Raw genomic sequence first — 14,993 nt, 5'->3', positions numbered from 1 at the left:
TTCTGGCCGTCAATCGAGGAAGACCCGAAAGTTTCCAACCCCCATGCCGTTGGCATCCGCGGGCGAGGTGCGCACGCTGGCGCAGCGCAGCGCCTCCGCCGCCAAGGAGATCAAGGCGCTGATCGGCGATTCGGTCGACCGCGTCGAGAAGGGCACCATGCAGGTGACGCAGGCCGGCCAGACCATGGTGGAGATCGTTGCCGCGGTCAAGCGCGTGACCGACATCATGGGCGAGATCAGTGCCGCCTCGGCCGAGCAGAGCGCGGGGATCGAGCAGGTCAACCAGGCGGTGACGCAGATGGATACCGTGACGCAGCAGAATGCCGCGCTGGTGGAAGAGGCTGCCGCCGCGGCCGGATCGCTGGAGGAGCAGGCGCAGCGGCTGAAGGAGGCGGTGTCGACGTTCAGGCTGGCGGCGTAAGTACAGGCCGCTGGTTTTCTCCCCTCTCCCGCGGGCTTGCCTTTACCCACAACTTCCGGCGGCTTACTCGTTTTTCTGGAAGATCCGATACATTTCGGTGATTTCGTGCAAAACGAGGAAGCCGCGCCAGAGGACAGTAGCACCGGGGGGATCGTCGTTTTTGCGACCCAGGTAGCCACCGAGCTTGGCGATCCAAAGGACCGTTTCGCTGAGTTTGGGTGCCTGCTCCGGTGGCTTGGTTGTGCCGTGCGTGCGGCAGTACAAGGCCTGCCATTCGAGCGACTGCAATAGCACCGAGCAAGGGATATCGGCTTCAAGCCGGCCGAGCATGGTCGCGTACATGATGCGCCAGCCGATCACGGCGAACAGCGCCGTGGCGCGCAGGAACCGCTCCAGCGTCCCGAACTGCCGAGCCTCGATCTGGCAGCCACTTTTCAGGACACGATGCCAGGATTCAATGGTCCAGCGCCGGGCATACCAGCTCAGCCGTTCCAGCACATCTTCCAGCGTTTGGGTGGGCATCGAACTGAGCAACATCCATTCGAGCGGCTCAACACCTTCGGGCGGATCGATTTCCAGTGCGTGAATGGCAAACACTTCGAGGCTTGGTAGGGCCTCTGCACCGCGGCTGCGCGGCGGTCGCAGTTGGACGGGCACACAGCGCAAAGCCAGTCGGGCGCTACGCGCTTGCCTGGCGCCACTCCTGGGCACGTGCAGGACGGTCTCCCCGAGTACGGGGGCCGCAGCAACCGTCTCCCACAGATACTTCTCTGGGTGATCCACGCCCCGATTCCAGGCGGCCCGCACCAACCAGTCCACCCCCGCTGGGCGCTGCGCCAGGAACACGTCGTACACATCGCCCTCGCGATCGCTGACGGCAACAAGGTGCGTGTCCGGACACTGCATCTTGAGCGGCTCAAGGCATTCCAGCCCCTCCAGCCACTTCACGCTTTCCTTGTCACGAATGGACAGCGCCCGGCGCTGCCTGGCCTTGCCCGATGCTTGCGGCGCACGCACCCACGTCTTCATGCTCAACACGCCCAGTGGCAGGCCCTCAGGCGTCACCGCCAGCACGCTGTGCAACATGAATCCGCGCAAATTGCCGCCCGTGCCGTGACCAAGTCCCTCAGTCGCGGGCAAATTTGCCAGATTGAATTCCGTGGTGTCCTGCACCGCCAATACGACAGGTACCTGCTGCATGCGACCCACGGTTTGAACGACGTGGCTCGCCAGTATTCCGTCCGGGTCGACCGCCTCATTATCAAAGAAGCGATATGCCGCCTTGAGTTGGGCACCACTCAAGGCCTGCGGGAACGAAACATGGGCTTTTTGCGCTAGTCCGCGCGCCAATGCCACAAGGCGCTGCGTGCGACGTGCATCGCCCAACTGAGCGCCACCGAATTCGTCGCTGGCCCAGTCTTCCAGATCTTCCGTATCAGACAAAATTGCCACCACTGATTGTCAACTTCCCCGAAGTTAACACCGTCCAATCCCGTTTACAACCTTTCCTATCGAGATGTGGGTAAAGACAAGTCCCGCGGGAGAGGGGAGCGCATCCGTCTCGGCGCTAACCTCAGCGCGCCTTCAGAAACTCCCCCACCTCCAGCAACACCAGCTCATTGTCGTCGGCCTGGTTCGGCTCGCGGCTGCTGCTGAAGGGCAGGTTGTTGTCGTTGCCCACCACGATATGCGTGGCGTCGACCACGTCGACGTTCTCGATGGTGAAGAACGGGAACGCCAGCACGCCATCGGTCAACGGTTTGCGTGCAAGCTTGCCCGGATCGGCAATGCGCAGCAGGTCGATATAGCCGATCTTGCGCATCGGCCCGCCGGCGTTGGCATCGCTCAGTTCCACCTTGTACACGCGCTTGAACTTCGCGACGTCGTCAAAGCAGTCCGTGCGCTTCTGGCCGGCCGGGCAGGCCTTGTCGGGCGTGCCTTCGCCGTTGTCGCGCTCGATGATCAGGCCGGTGGTGGCGTCGATCATGTTGAAGTCGCCGATGGCATGGCTGGCGCCTTCCAGCACGTATTTCCAGTGGCGGCCGGTCCAGGCCTGCTGCCTGACGTCGAACTCCAGCACGCGCAGGTAGGGCTTGCCGCCTTCGTTCTCATAGCCCCTGGCGGCCTCGTCCCACAGCGCGCCTTCCAGCAGCGCGTACAGCTTGCTGCCATCGGGCGAGGACGCCATGCCCTCGAAGCCCTTGGAGCGCCGAACCTGGAACTTGACGCTGCCGTCCGGCGCGCCCGGCGCCGTGACGGCGGGATGGTCAGGCGAGCGCACCACCTTGCCGTCGACCAGGGTGTCGAACACGGCCAGCACCTTGCCGTTCATGTCCGCCTTGACCAGGAAGGGGCCGAACTCGTCGCCGATCCAGATCGCGCCGCCGGCGAACTGGAAGCTTTCCGTATCGAAGTCCGAGCCCGTCAGGTAGCGCGGCTTCGTGCCTTCATGGACGATGCGGAACGGCACCTTCTTGTCCGGGTCGTGCAGGAAGATGGTCTTCAGGCGCTGGAAGCGGCCGCTGGCGAAGTCCACCTTGTAGTGGTTCAGGTACAGCATGAAGTCCGGCGAGTTGGCCTTGGCGCCGGCGCCGTTGTCGGTCAGCACCCAGAAGCTGCCGTCGGCCATGTGCTTGATGCCGGAATGCCCCTGCGCCGGCTGGCCGCGGAATGGCAGCGATACGCCGGTGGGGCGGCCGTTGGACTTGCCTTCGACCGTGCCCGGCGCCTCCACGCGCTGCGCGGTGGTGAACTTGCCGCTGACCTGCAGGTCAGCGGGCGCGTCCTTCGGCACGGCGAGCATGGTCTGGGCCGGCAGCACGGCATGGCCGGCCAGCGTGGCGGGGTAGGCAGCGGGGGCCTGCGCCCACGCCTGCGCCGCGCCCAGGCAGCCCAGCGCGACGGCCACCGGGGCCAGCAGCAAATGACGAGGCATTGTGGTTTTCCTTGGCGTTAAAGAGGACAAAACGCTGCATTGTCGGCGCCAAGTTTGACAGTACTATGATCCTCGGGCCGCACGGTTTCGGCCATGCTGCACTGCAGCGTGGCCACCTTGCGGGCACCGTGTCGGTGCAATCTGCGAACGATTGTGCTGCGCGGGCGGCGCTACGCGCGGGCCAACGCCCGGATTTCTGCCGATAGCCGCGCAAAAACCGGCGGGTTTTCAGTCTCGTGAAAGCAAACTGAGGCAAAATTCTATTTTTCGCCTAGATTGCCGCCGGCTGTGACCCAGCCGGCGGATGTCCCACCACCCGTTCGAGGATCTGAGAGAAGCAATGAGTAACCAGCAACCCACCATCATCTACACGCTGACCGACGAAGCTCCGCTGCTGGCGACCAGTGCGTTCCTCCCGATCATCCAGACCTTCACCAAGCCGGCCGGCATCAACGTGACCACCAGCGACATCTCGGTGGCGGGCCGTATCCTGGGCGAGTTCCCTGAATTCCTGACCGAAGCACAGCGCGTGCCGGACAACCTGGCCGAACTGGGCAAGCTGACGCAGCTGCCGGACACCAACATCATCAAGCTGCCCAACATCTCCGCCTCGGTGCACCAGCTGGTCAGCGCCATCCGCGAGCTGCAGGGCAAGGGCTACAAGGTGCCGGACTATCCGGAAGACCCGAAGACCGACGAAGAGAAGGCCATCCAGAAGCGCTATTCCAAGTGCCTGGGCAGCGCCGTGAACCCGGTCCTGCGTGAAGGCAACTCCGACCGCCGCGCCCCGGCAGCGGTCAAGAACTTCGCGCGCAAGCACCCGCACAGCATGGGCGAGTGGAGCATGGCCTCGCGCACGCACGTGGCCCACATGAAGCATGGCGACTTCTACCACGGCGAAAAGTCGATGACGCTGGACCGCGCCCGCGACGTCAAGATGGAGCTGGTCACCAAGAGCGGCAAGACCATCGTGCTCAAGCCCAAGGTCGCGCTGCTGGACGGCGAGATCATCGACAGCATGTTCATGAGCAAGAAGGCGCTGTGCGACTTCTATGAAGAGCAGTTCGAAGACGCGCGCAAGACCGGCGTGATGCTGTCGCTGCACGTCAAGGCCACCATGATGAAGGTGTCGCACCCGATCGTGTTCGGCCACGCCGTCAAGATCTTCTACAAGGAAGCCTTTGCCAAGCACGGCGCGCTGTTCGATGAACTGGGCGTGAACGTCAACAACGGCCTGGTCAACCTGTACGAAAAGATCGAGGCGCTGCCCAGCTCCAAGCGCGAAGAGATCATCCGCGACCTGCACGCCTGCCACGAGCATCGCCCGGAACTGGCCATGGTGGATTCGGCCAAGGGCATCTCCAACCTGCACGCGCCCAACGACGTGATCGTCGATGCCTCGATGCCGGCCATGATCCGCATCGGCGGCAAGATGTGGGGCGCCGACGGCCGACCGAAGGACACCAAGGCCGTGATCCCGGAGAGCACCTTTGCCCGCATCTACCAGGAGATCATCAACTTCTGCAAGACCAACGGCAACTTCGACCCGACCACCATGGGCACGGTGCCCAACGTTGGCCTGATGGCGCAGAAGGCCGAAGAGTACGGCTCGCACGACAAGACCTTCGAGATCGCCGAAGACGGCGTGGCCAACATCGTCGACCTGGCCACCGGTGAAGTGCTGCTGACGCAGGACGTCGAGCAGGGCGACATCTGGCGCATGTGCCAGGTCAAGGACGCGCCGATCCGCGACTGGGTCAAGCTGGCCGTCACGCGCGCGCGCAACTCGGGCATGCCGGCGGTGTTCTGGCTGGACCCGTACCGTCCGCACGAAGCCGAGCTGATCAAGAAGGTCGAGACCTACCTGAAGGACTACGACACCAAGGGCCTGGACATCCAGATCATGTCGCAGGTGCGCGCCATGCGCTACACGCTGGAGCGCGTGATCCGCGGCCTGGACACCATCTCGGTGACCGGCAACATCCTGCGCGATTACCTGACCGACCTGTTCCCGATCATGGAACTGGGCACCAGCGCCAAGATGCTGTCGATCGTGCCGCTGATGGCCGGTGGCGGCATGTATGAGACCGGCGCCGGCGGTTCGGCACCGAAGCACGTCAAGCAGCTGGTGGAAGAAAACCACCTGCGCTGGGATTCGCTGGGCGAGTTCCTGGCGCTGGCGGTGTCGCTGGAAGACGTCGGCATCAAGACCAACAATGCGCGCGCCAAGATCCTGGCCAGGACGCTGGACGCGGCCACCGGCAAGCTGCTGGACAACAACAAGAGCCCGTCGCCCAAGACCGGCCAGCTGGACAACCGCGGCAGCCAGTTCTACCTGGCAATGTACTGGGCGCAGGAACTGGCGGCCCAGTCGGACGACGCGGAACTGGCCGCGAAGTTCGCGCCGCTGGCCAGGACGCTGACCGACAACGAGCAGAAGATCATTGGCGAACTGGCCGCGGTACAGGGCCAGCCGGTGGACATCGGCGGCTACTACCAGCCGGACGCCGCCAAGCTCAGCGCCGCAATGCGCCCGAGCCAGACGCTGAACACCGCGCTGGCATCGGTGGCCGCCTGATCGCACTGGCCCGTTCCGCGGGCCGGCGCAAAGAAAAACCCCGGACCCAGGTCCGGGGTTTTTCTTTGCGCGGCGGGTGCGCTACGGCTGTTGGGCTTCCACGTGGATGTCCCATCCTTGCTCCGGACCGCTCTTCTGGTCCCGGTAGGTCCACAGGGCGCCGCAGTCCTGGCAGACAAAGCTGCTGATGGTGACGGCCGCCGAGCGCGGCGGCTTGATGCGTTGGGTATCGGTGATGCGCAATGCCGCGTGCCCGGGGGCGCCGCGCACATGGCGTTCGATGGCCTGGCAGGCAGTGCAGAGTGTCATCCGTGTGTGTTCCGTTCGATGGGCCACTGTAGCATGCCGGCCCGTTCAGGGCGGCGGGACCCGCAACCCGCACTTTCCATGTGATTCCGGGCCGATTCAGTGAAGTTCATTGACATGGCAGGGGGTGACCTGTATAAGGGTGGGTGCAGGATCTTTCAAGCAGCAACCTAGAAGTCCAGGTGCTTGCCCACACGGCGCCACTTTTTCTCCTTGTGTCTTCCTTGATCGTCATGCCTTGCCGGCGCTTTTGCCGGTGAGAAAAACTTATTAAGGAATCCAACATGGAAACCGGTACCGTCAAGTGGTTCAACGATTCGAAGGGTTTTGGCTTCATTACGCCTGATGCAGGCGGCAACGACCTGTTCGCGCATTTCTCCGAAATCCAGGGCAACGGCTTCAAGTCGCTGCAAGAAGGCCAGAAGGTGCGTTACGTCGCTGGCGTCGGCCAAAAGGGCCCGGCCGCGACCAAGATCGAGCCGATCTGAACGCACAGACCTGAGTTGAGCTGAGCGCCCCGGCGCCAGTCCAATCAAAAAGGCTCCGCTCAGGCGGAGCTTTTTTTATTTTGCCCGCTGATAACCGGCAAATGGCCGGAAAATGGTCAAATAAAGCCACAGCGGGCCTGCCAACAGGCGTAGAGTGAGGGCAGGACCACCATTCGGGCGGAGGCTGCCATGGATATCTATCCAGCTGCGACTTATAAGGGATATGACCTCTATCCCCTGGTGTACAAGCATGCCGTCACGCGTGTCTGGCCCGAGCCGCGGCCCGACCGCTCGTTCGATGCCGCAGTGGTGATCTGCCTCGAGGGCGAGTCGCCCGAAGGCGCGCAGGCACGCACGTTCCGCCTGGACGCCACGCCCTGGGACAACGTCGGCGGCGCGCGCCGTGGTGCGCTGCGCTATGCCGAGGCCATCATCAACGGCGCAGTGCCGGGGGTGTCGGTAGTACCGGCAGGTTCGCCGATGGCGTCCTGAGCGTACCCAGTCACCAACGCAGCCATTCATCCCATCAACGCGGCACGATGCCGCATGGAGCCGTCGTGAGCGACAGCACTCCCAGCCGAAGTCCTGGCAACAATATTCCCGGCAGCACTCCCTTTGCCAGCTACAAGGGTTTTGACCTGTATCCCCTGGTTTATCGCCACCGGCCCGAGCAGTCCTGGCCGCGCACCAGGCCCGACAACAGTTTCCTGGCCTCGATCGTGATTTGCCGCGAAGGCTATCGCCCGGGCGAGGACCACGCGCGCGTGTTTCCCTTGGGCGAGTCCCGTTGGGAGAACATCGGCTCGGCCCGCCGCGGTGCGCTGCAGTTCGGCGAGGACATCATCAACGGCCTGGTTGCCGGCGAATCCGTAACGTCGCTATAGGCGACGGCTTTGCAGCGGCCGGGTCCAAAGACCGGCTGCTCAAACCGGATACACGCGCGGCGTCATTCGTCAGACTGCAAGGAGTCCGTTCATGGACATGCGTACGGGATCATCCGGTTTTCTGTGCACCTTGCCCGGCGAGGGCAATGGCATCACCTATCACGTGGCAGTCTGCTTTATCGATGCGGAGCGTCCCACCGGCGTGCTGTTCACCAGCTTCGTGGGCGCAGGGCGGCGTTCGTTCGGGGTGCTGACCGACCCGGGCGCCTTGCGCGGGCAGCTTGCCGCCAGCGGCGAGGCGCTGTGCCGCCTGGCCATCGGCCAGGTGGTGCGCGACCAGTTGCACGACAAGGCGCGCGAAGGTGACTATGTGCTGGACCTGGCCGCCGCGCCGTGGGACGGCGAGTTGCGGACGGTAGGCGCCGGGCTCAGGACGGCCCGGCAGCATGTGCGCGTGCTTGGCTGACGCGCTGCTGCGCTGGCCGCAACCGCTGCACCAGCGCGCATCACGCCAGGATCAGATCTGGAAGACAGGGTTGCCGTGGCGCTCCAGCAGCGCTTCGATCAGTGCCATGTCGGCGATCTCGGGGGTACGGTCTTCCACCGCGCGCGACGGCCCGCAATAGGTGGCCGTCACATGGCGCCTGACCGTCAGCACGCCCGATGCGGGCGGCGCGACTTCCACAGCCTGCCACGGTGCATGCCGGTAGCTGCCCGGCTGCCAGCCTTCGGGCGTCAGGTGCAGGGCTTCCCATTCTTCGATGACGGACATGATCGGTTCTCCTTGATTGAGGGATGAGGCGTTGCGGGACGGCACGCGCCGGCGCGGCGCATGCCATGGCGAGGTGGCGCTGGCCTACGACTTGTGCCGGTAGTTGATGCGCCCCTTGGTAAGGTCGTAGGGCGACATCTCCAGCGTGACGCGGTCGCCCGCCAGCACGCGGATGCGGTTCTTCTTCAGCCGACCGGACGAATACGCCCAGACTTCGAAGCCGTTTTCCAGGATCACGCGGAAACGGTTGTCGGGCAGGACTTCCGACACCTTGCCGCCAAATTCGACCAGCTCTTCTTTTGCCAAGGAGGCTCCTTGCTGTAGCCGCGCCTTGCGTGCGCGCGCTGTGGTGATGGCCAGATGGACACCAGCTGGCCGATGGGATGAGGCTTGCGGGTCTGGCTTACTGCTGGCGCAGGCGTGCCGCGGCGCGTTCGCCGGCACGGCGGGCGGACTGCCTGGCGCGGGCTTCAGAGCGGTGCGTGTCGTGACGCATGGCCACGTTGGCCACGATGCGTTCGGCGCCATTGCGGTATTCCGCAATCATGTAGGTCGCGAACCAGAGGCCGGGTTCCTGCTGGATGGGATAGACGGAGACGGTATAAGGGGTAGTGTTGAGTCGATTCAATGTGATGCCTGTTCATGGGCGTGGCCGCAGGGGCGCGGAGCATCGTTCCGATGCAGGCGTCGCGCGGTGGCGGCCGTTCGCCGTTGCTGTAGGCCAGCGTCGGGCCCGCGCGGCTGCGCAGGCGTTGCATCTGGCGTGAAGTGGACCATGCCTGCGCAAGCCGATGCGCCAGGTACAGGGGCGATCGCTGCGGAGCGGACGTGCCGCCGGTCGGATAGGGTGGTGGGCCGTTCTGCACAAGCTGGCCCAAGGACGCATCGGGTGTACGCCCGATATGCCGCCGCTGAATGCTTTTGTGAGATTGTCTTGCGGCTGGCGCACAGATGTCGGGCGTTGCCGATCCGTGCATAAGAAGTTGCATGATACCACTTTCGGGCCAACCCTGCCGGCGTGACGGGCAGTGCCCCTGGTGCCGCCGCCACGAGGTGCTGGATTGCCAGCGCTGAGGCCGGTTCGCTTCCCTCCCGCCGGAGGGGGCGCCAACAACTGGCAAGCAGGATTCTCTTCAGGCTTTTTTCACAGCCGTCCCCACGGGCAGCACATCAACATCCGCCTGCGCCGATGCCGAACGCCGATGGTTGATCATCGACACCGCCCCCACCGCAATCACTGCCGGGATCGCCATCGCCATGAAGTTCTGCTGCAGCGGCAGCGACATCCCCACCAGCACGCCGATCACGATCGGTGCCAGGATGGCACCGCTGCGCCCCACGCCGGAAGCCCAGCCGATGCCGGTGCCGCGCACCGCCATCGGGTAGAACTGGCCCGCATAGGCATAGGTGACGATCTGCGTGCCGATGGTGGAAGCACCCGCCAGGCCCACCACGACGAACAGCGCGGCGCTGGGCATCGGATAGCCCAGCAGCGTGATCGATATCGCGGCCAGCGCATACATGCCGATCAGCACATGCTTGATCGGCAGGCGGTCGGCCAGCCAGCCCCCGCCGATGGCGCCGAGCATGGCGCCGAAGTTCAGCGCCAGCACGAAGGTCAGCGCCGAGCCCAGGCTGTAGCCGGCGCCCGCCATCAGCCTGGCCAGCCAGGAGCTGAGCGCGTACACCATGAACAGGCACATGAAGAACGCCACCCAGAACATCACCGTGCTGAAGCCGCGGCCGTCCTGGAACAGGCGCCGGATCGGCGCGCTGCCGGCCTTGTCATCGGCGGGCAGGGTAAACGTGTCACCGGCTTGCGGGCGATGCGAGGGCACGAGCCGCGACGCCACAGCCTGCAGCGCCGCGGTCTGGCCGGTGCGGATCAGGTAGGGCATCGACTCCGGCAGCGAGCGCAGCACCAGCGGCACCAGCACCGCCGGCAGGCCGGCGGCGATGAACACCGACTGCCAGCCGTAGCTTTCAATCAGCCCCTTGCCCAGCAATGCGGCCAGCATGCCGCCGACCGAGTAGCCGCTGAACATCAGCGTCACCAGCGTGCCGCGCAGCTTGCGCGGCGCGTACTCGGTCATCTGCGCCACCACGTTGGGCATCACGCCGCCAATGCCCAGCCCCGCCAGGAAACGCATGACGCTGAACGTCACCGGATCGCTGGTAAAGCCCGCCGCCGCGGTGAAGACACTGAACAGCAGGATGCAGATGGCGATGGCGCGCCTGCGGCCGATGCGGTCGGCCACGGTGCCGAGGAAGATCGCGCCGAACATCATGCCGAACAGCGCCGAGCTGACCATGAAGCCGGCGCTGGTGGGGGTCACGCCCATCTCTTTCATGATCGACGGCAGGGCGATGCCGGCCACGGCGAGGTCATAGCCGTCGAAGATGATGATCAGCGCGCACCAGGAAAGGATCAGCGCATGGAAGCGGTTGAAGCGGGCCTCGTCGGCCAGCTTGTGGACATCGATCTGACGCATGGTTTGTCTCCGGTATGGTGATGTCTCGGGGCGGGCGGCGTTGCCGCTCACGCCACCGCAGCGGCGCGCTCTGCGGCGGCCTGCAGTTCTCGTTCGCGCAGCATGAAGCGCTGGATCTTGCCGGTGGCGGTCTTGGGCAGCGTCTCGACGAACTCGATCGCGCGCGGGTACTTGTAGGCGGCCAGCCGCTCCTTGACGAAGGCCTTCAGTTCGCCGTCGCCGAGCCGCGCGCCCGCCTTGAGCACCACGAAGGCCTTAGTCTTGATCAGCCCCTCATGGTCGGGTACGCCGATCACCGCGGCTTCCAGCACTGCGGGGTGCTGCACCAGCGTGGCCTCGACCTCGAACGGCGACACATAGATGCCGCTGACCTTGAGCATGTCGTCGCTGCGCCCGGCGTAGCTGTAGCTGCCATCCGGGTTGCGCACGTACTTGTCGCCGCTCTTGGTCCAGCCGCCGCGGAAGGTCTCGCGCGATTTCTCGCGGTTGGCCCAGTACATCATCGCGGCGCTGGGGCCCTGGATATAGAGGTCGCCGATCTCGCCGTCTGGCACCGGGCGGCCGTCTTCGTCGCGCAGCTCGATGGCGTAGCCCGGCACCGGCCAGCCGGTGGTGCCGTAGCGCACCTGGCCGGGGCGGTTGGACAGGAAGATATGCAGCATCTCGGTGGAGCCGATGCCGTCGATGATCTCGCAGCCGAAATGTGCGGTGAAACGCTGGCCGATATCGGCGGGCAGCGCCTCGCCGGCGGACGAGCACAGCCGCAATGCCACCTCGGCGCGTGCCGGCAGCGCGGGCGAGGCGAGCATGCCGGCGTATCCGGTCGGCGCGCCGAAGAACACGGTTGGCTTGTGCTGGAGCCAGCGGCGGAAGGTGGCCTCGGACGTTGGCCGCTCGGCCATCAGCACCACCGTGGCGCCGACGCTGAGCGGGAAGCTGAGCCCGTTGCCCAGCCCGTAGGCGAAATACAGCTTGGCCGCCGAGAAGCAGACGTCCTGCTCCTGCAGGCCGAGCACCGGGCCGGCATAGAGCGCCGCGGTCCAGTACGGGTTGCCGTGGCTGTGCACCACGCCCTTGGGCTGGCCCGTCGAGCCGGACGAGTAAAGCCAGAAGCCGGGATCGTCGCAACTGGTGGCGGCAGGCGCTGGCAGCGGCGTTTGCGCGGCAAGCACCGCATCCAGCGCCGCCATGCCATCGGGTAGCGGCTCATGCGCACGGGACACGAATACCTGCCCGACTTCATGCCCGGGACGTGCCAGCGCCTCCTGCAGCACGGGCAGCAGGGCGGCCGATACCAGCACCGCCTGCGCGCGGCTGTGCTGCAGCATGTAGATGTAGTCCTCTGCGGTCAGCAAGGTGTTCACGGCCACCGGCACGATGCCGGCGTACATCGCGCCCAGGAAGCAGACCGGCCAGTCGGTGCAGTCGTGCATCAGCAGCAGCACGCGCTCTTCGCGGCGGATGCCGGCGCCGAGCAGCGCGGCGGCCAGGCGCTGCACCTGCTGCGCCAGTTCGCCATAGGTGAGCCGGCCGTCGTCATCGACATAGGCCACCTTGCCGGCGCGCCCGGCATTGCAGCCAAGCAGGTGCTCGGCAAAGTTGAAGGACGGGCCGGGTGGCCGGACCGGTGTCTCTGCGGGCGTGGCGTTCATGGGTGTCTCCCCGTTGCTGGTGGACGGTGTGCCGCGCGCCGCCATGCGGGCGTGGCGGCGCGGTGAAGCGGGTTGGCTTGAACGGTCAGGCGAGCGCGTCGAGGACCGCGGTGCTGGCCTGGATGGCGCTGCGCCGGTGGTAGAAGTGCAGGGCGCGCAGGCCGCCCAGCTCTTCGCCGCCGCCGGCGCGGCCGGGGCCGCCGTGCAGCGATTGCGGCATGACGTTGCCATGGCCGGTGTGCAACTGCGCCACGTCGGGCGAGATCACATGCACGCGGCCGTGGCTGTCGGCCAGCTCGACCGCTGCAGCGCCCAGTGCGGCGGTGTCGCTGCCATAGAGCGATGCCACCAGCGAGCCCTGGCCCCGGCGTACCAGCGCAAGCGCGTGCGCCGTATCGCGGTAGGGCAGCAACGTGGCTACCGGGCCGAACACTTCGGTGTCATGCACGGCTGCGGCAGCGTCCGCATCGGTCACGCCGAGCAGCGTCGGGCCGATGCAGCAGGCCACGGCCGGGGCGGCATCCACCAGTGGCCGCTGCGTGCCGTCATGCAGCACCTGTGCGTGTTTGCGCAGGTTTGCCAGCCCGTCCTGCACGGCGTTGAACTGCGCCCGGCTGACCAGCGCGCCCATGCGCACCGTATCGTTGCGCGGGTTGCCCACGGTGACTTTCGACAGCCGTGCGCCGATGGCCTCGGCGGCCTGGGCATACAGCGCTTCAGGCACGAACACGCGCCGGATGGCGGTGCATTTCTGCCCGGACTTGACCGTCATCTCGCGCACGACTTCCTTCACCAGCAGGTCGAAGGCGGCGGTGTCGGGGCCGTCCTGCGGCAGCAGCGCGGCGGAATTGATGCTGTCGGCTTCGATATTTACCCGAACAGAGCGTTGCGCGATGGCGGGATGCGAGCGGATCACTGCGGCGGTATCGGCCGAACCGGTGAACGACACCACGTCAAACGGCTGCAACGGGTCCAGCAGCCCGGCCGAGCTGCCGCAAACCACTGACAACGCGCCTGCCGGCAGCACGCCTGCCTCGACCACGTCGCGCACCATGCGCTGGGTCAGCCAGGCCGTGGCAGTGGCGGGTTTGACGATCACCGGCACGCCGGCCAGCAGTGCCGGCGCCGCCTTCTCCCACAAGCCCCAGCCCGGGAAGTTGAAGGCATTGATGAACAGCGCCACGCCGCGCGTGGGCACCAGCACGTGCTGCGACTGGAACAATGGGTCCTTGCCCAGCCGCGCGGCTTCGCCGTCCAGCAGGTAATGCCGGTCGCCGAGTGTATCGCCCAGTTTTGCATAAGTGCCGAGCGTGAAGATGCCGCCGTCGATGTCGACTGCCGAGTCGTTCTTTACGGTACCGCTGTTGGCCGTGGCGATGTCGTAATAGGCATCGCGATTGGCCTGCAGCACCTTGGCGATGTCAGTCAGCAACGCCGCGCGCTGGCGGTAGGTCAGCGCGCGCAGGGCTGCCGCGCCCTGTTCGCGGGCAAAGGCGAAGCCGGCCGCGAGGTCCAGGCCGGTGGCGTCCACGCGCACCAGTTCGTCGCCCAGCACCGGATCGAACAAGGGCGTGCCGGCGCCGCTGCCGGCCAGCCACTTGCCGCCAAGGTAGTTGGATAGCAATTCAGTCATGGAGGATCTCAGCGCGTGAAGTCGATGCGGCCTTCCGGCAGCAGGTAGAGCACCAGCGCGCGGCCGTTGCTGACGGTGGGGCGGTGGGCGCTGCCCGGCGGGCACACCAGCCAGCCGGCGGGGCGGCCGTCGAACTGCGCCTCGCCCTCGAGCGGCATGATCAGGTCGATCTCGCCGTTGGGATGGGTATGGTGCGGGCCGGCAATGTCCTGCATGTCGACCACGTCGACCGAGAAGCCGTGCAGGTCGTCGGCGGGCTTGAAGATGCGGCCGTAGCGGATGCCGCCGCCTTCGCGGTCGCACAGCCAGCCTTCGGCCACGCCGGCCTGGCAGGCGTCCTTCAGTTGCTGGTACGTGGGGCTGCCGGCGCCGTGCTCGGCATTCAGCCAGGCGTCCAGTGAGATATCGAGGGGGCGGCCGGCCAGTTGCGCGGTCAGCTGCGCGATCTGGCTGCGGAATGCGGCCTGGGAAGGGCGTGCAGGCATATCAGGGGGGCTCCATCTGTGTTGCCGGTCGCTGGCACCGGACTCATGCATTATTGTGCATTGATGGAAAAATAGAGCCCAGCCAAATAAGTGTCAAGCATTATATTGCATGGTCTGGGTTAACCCGACCGGCGACGGGCAGTGTTCTCCGCCATCGGTCAGGCTCTGCCATTTCCCCCAATACCTGGCCAGAATATGGCAAACAAGGCGCGACTTAGCACGACCGCGTCACATTTTGTCGAGCCTGCACGCGACTATGCGATGCTGGCATCTCTTCCTCTGGATTCTGCACAATATTTCTTGCTCTAGTGCTAATTCATGAACTATAGTGCGTTTTATCAAAGCTC

15 protein-coding genes and 1 pseudogene are annotated in these 14,993 nt (G+C 65.5%); 6 read left to right on the top strand and 10 right to left on the bottom strand.

Going from position 1 to position 14,993, the window contains the following annotated elements:
- Window positions 1-58: 58 nt before the first annotated feature.
- A pseudogene (locus ACREYQ_RS27215) lies at window positions 59-421 on the top strand (methyl-accepting chemotaxis protein); the annotation flags it as partial.
- A 63-nt stretch (window positions 422-484) separates the two neighbouring features.
- Here the strand turns inward: ACREYQ_RS27215 and ACREYQ_RS27210 are convergent.
- Window positions 485-1,873, bottom strand: coding sequence for an IS4 family transposase (locus ACREYQ_RS27210; RefSeq protein ID WP_432257562.1), 1,389 nt, complete (start codon window positions 1,871-1,873; stop codon window positions 485-487).
- 121 nt (window positions 1,874-1,994) lie between these two features.
- Window positions 1,995-3,356, bottom strand: a complete 1,362-nt coding sequence (locus ACREYQ_RS27205; protein ID WP_432261074.1) for an esterase-like activity of phytase family protein — start codon at window positions 3,354-3,356, stop codon at window positions 1,995-1,997.
- A gap of 340 nt (window positions 3,357-3,696) precedes the next feature.
- On the opposite strand from ACREYQ_RS27205, the gene ACREYQ_RS27200 reads away from it, so the two are divergent.
- A complete protein-coding gene (locus ACREYQ_RS27200) occupies window positions 3,697-5,934 on the top strand; it encodes an NADP-dependent isocitrate dehydrogenase (RefSeq protein WP_432261073.1) in 2,238 nt (745 codons plus the stop codon).
- Between the two features lie 81 nt (window positions 5,935-6,015).
- Here the strand turns inward: ACREYQ_RS27200 and ACREYQ_RS27195 are convergent, their stop codons facing one another.
- Window positions 6,016-6,243 (bottom strand): hypothetical protein, encoded by a 228-nt coding sequence (locus ACREYQ_RS27195; protein ID WP_432261072.1) that lies wholly within the window; start codon window positions 6,241-6,243, stop codon window positions 6,016-6,018.
- A gap of 281 nt (window positions 6,244-6,524) precedes the next feature.
- On the opposite strand from ACREYQ_RS27195, the gene ACREYQ_RS27190 reads away from it, so the two are divergent.
- The 4 genes from ACREYQ_RS27190 (at window position 6,525) to ACREYQ_RS27175 (ending at window position 8,078) form a co-directional block, all read left to right on the top strand.
- Window positions 6,525-6,728 carry a cold-shock protein gene (locus tag ACREYQ_RS27190; RefSeq protein WP_010812830.1) on the top strand — a complete coding sequence of 68 codons (204 nt, stop codon included), beginning with the start codon at window positions 6,525-6,527 and terminating at the stop codon, window positions 6,726-6,728.
- 189 nt (window positions 6,729-6,917) lie between these two features.
- Window positions 6,918-7,220 carry a hypothetical protein gene (locus ACREYQ_RS27185; RefSeq protein WP_432261071.1) on the top strand — a complete coding sequence of 101 codons (303 nt, stop codon included), beginning with the start codon at window positions 6,918-6,920 and terminating at the stop codon, window positions 7,218-7,220.
- A gap of 65 nt (window positions 7,221-7,285) precedes the next feature.
- A complete protein-coding gene (locus ACREYQ_RS27180; protein ID WP_432261070.1) occupies window positions 7,286-7,612 on the top strand; it encodes a hypothetical protein in 327 nt (108 codons plus the stop codon).
- A gap of 91 nt (window positions 7,613-7,703) precedes the next feature.
- On the top strand, window positions 7,704-8,078 hold the full coding sequence (locus ACREYQ_RS27175) for a hypothetical protein (RefSeq protein WP_432261069.1): 375 nt from the start codon (window positions 7,704-7,706) through the stop codon (window positions 8,076-8,078).
- Between the two features lie 51 nt (window positions 8,079-8,129).
- On the opposite strand, the gene ACREYQ_RS27170 is transcribed toward ACREYQ_RS27175, so the two are convergent.
- The 7 genes from ACREYQ_RS27170 to ACREYQ_RS27140 form a co-directional block, all read right to left on the bottom strand.
- Window positions 8,130-8,384, bottom strand: coding sequence for a translation initiation factor 1 (locus tag ACREYQ_RS27170; RefSeq protein ID WP_115212181.1), 255 nt, complete (start codon window positions 8,382-8,384; stop codon window positions 8,130-8,132).
- Window positions 8,385-8,468: 84 nt separating this feature from the next.
- Entirely contained in the window at window positions 8,469-8,690 is a 222-nt protein-coding gene (gene infA / locus ACREYQ_RS27165) for a translation initiation factor IF-1 (RefSeq protein WP_008646230.1), read from the bottom strand.
- A 97-nt stretch (window positions 8,691-8,787) separates the two neighbouring features.
- Window positions 8,788-9,012 (bottom strand): isochorismatase, encoded by a 225-nt coding sequence (locus ACREYQ_RS27160; RefSeq protein WP_432261068.1) that lies wholly within the window; start codon window positions 9,010-9,012, stop codon window positions 8,788-8,790.
- Between the two features lie 505 nt (window positions 9,013-9,517).
- On the bottom strand, window positions 9,518-10,876 hold the full coding sequence (locus tag ACREYQ_RS27155) for an MFS transporter (RefSeq protein WP_432261067.1): 1,359 nt from the start codon (window positions 10,874-10,876) through the stop codon (window positions 9,518-9,520).
- Window positions 10,877-10,923: 47 nt separating this feature from the next.
- Entirely contained in the window at window positions 10,924-12,528 is a 1,605-nt protein-coding gene (locus tag ACREYQ_RS27150) for a benzoate-CoA ligase family protein (RefSeq protein WP_432261066.1), read from the bottom strand.
- Window positions 12,529-12,613: 85 nt separating this feature from the next.
- On the bottom strand, window positions 12,614-14,161 hold the full coding sequence (locus ACREYQ_RS27145) for a 3,4-dehydroadipyl-CoA semialdehyde dehydrogenase (protein ID WP_432261065.1): 1,548 nt from the start codon (window positions 14,159-14,161) through the stop codon (window positions 12,614-12,616).
- Window positions 14,162-14,169: 8 nt separating this feature from the next.
- Window positions 14,170-14,646, bottom strand: a complete 477-nt coding sequence (locus tag ACREYQ_RS27140; protein WP_432261064.1) for a DUF4863 family protein — start codon at window positions 14,644-14,646, stop codon at window positions 14,170-14,172.
- Window positions 14,647-14,993 lie beyond the last annotated feature (347 nt).

This window comes from Cupriavidus sp. TMH.W2 (genome assembly GCF_050847365.1).
Classification (GTDB): domain Bacteria; phylum Pseudomonadota; class Gammaproteobacteria; order Burkholderiales; family Burkholderiaceae; genus Cupriavidus.
Note: the sequence above shows the minus strand (reverse complement) of the source record. Positions and strands in the feature narration are given on the sequence as shown.

What these genes read in the sequence shown, in the direction of transcription:
- ACREYQ_RS27145 (WP_432261065.1), bottom strand. Translation starts at nt 14,161, where the DNA reads ATGACTGAATTGCTATCCAACTACCTTGGCGGCAAGTGGCTGGCCGGC.
- ACREYQ_RS27140 (WP_432261064.1), bottom strand. Translation starts at nt 14,646, where the DNA reads ATGCCTGCACGCCCTTCCCAGGCCGCATTCCGCAGCCAGATCGCGCAG.
- ACREYQ_RS27155 (WP_432261067.1), bottom strand. Translation starts at nt 10,876, where the DNA reads ATGCGTCAGATCGATGTCCACAAGCTGGCCGACGAGGCCCGCTTCAAC.
- ACREYQ_RS27195 (WP_432261072.1), bottom strand. Translation starts at nt 6,243, where the DNA reads ATGACACTCTGCACTGCCTGCCAGGCCATCGAACGCCATGTGCGCGGC.
- ACREYQ_RS27170 (WP_115212181.1), bottom strand. Translation starts at nt 8,384, where the DNA reads ATGTCCGTCATCGAAGAATGGGAAGCCCTGCACCTGACGCCCGAAGGC.
- ACREYQ_RS27205 (WP_432261074.1), bottom strand. Translation starts at nt 3,356, where the DNA reads ATGCCTCGTCATTTGCTGCTGGCCCCGGTGGCCGTCGCGCTGGGCTGC.
- ACREYQ_RS27200 (WP_432261073.1), top strand. Translation starts at nt 3,697, where the DNA reads ATGAGTAACCAGCAACCCACCATCATCTACACGCTGACCGACGAAGCT.
- ACREYQ_RS27150 (WP_432261066.1), bottom strand. Translation starts at nt 12,528, where the DNA reads ATGAACGCCACGCCCGCAGAGACACCGGTCCGGCCACCCGGCCCGTCC.
- ACREYQ_RS27185 (WP_432261071.1), top strand. Translation starts at nt 6,918, where the DNA reads ATGGATATCTATCCAGCTGCGACTTATAAGGGATATGACCTCTATCCC.
- ACREYQ_RS27190 (WP_010812830.1), top strand. Translation starts at nt 6,525, where the DNA reads ATGGAAACCGGTACCGTCAAGTGGTTCAACGATTCGAAGGGTTTTGGC.
- ACREYQ_RS27175 (WP_432261069.1), top strand. Translation starts at nt 7,704, where the DNA reads ATGGACATGCGTACGGGATCATCCGGTTTTCTGTGCACCTTGCCCGGC.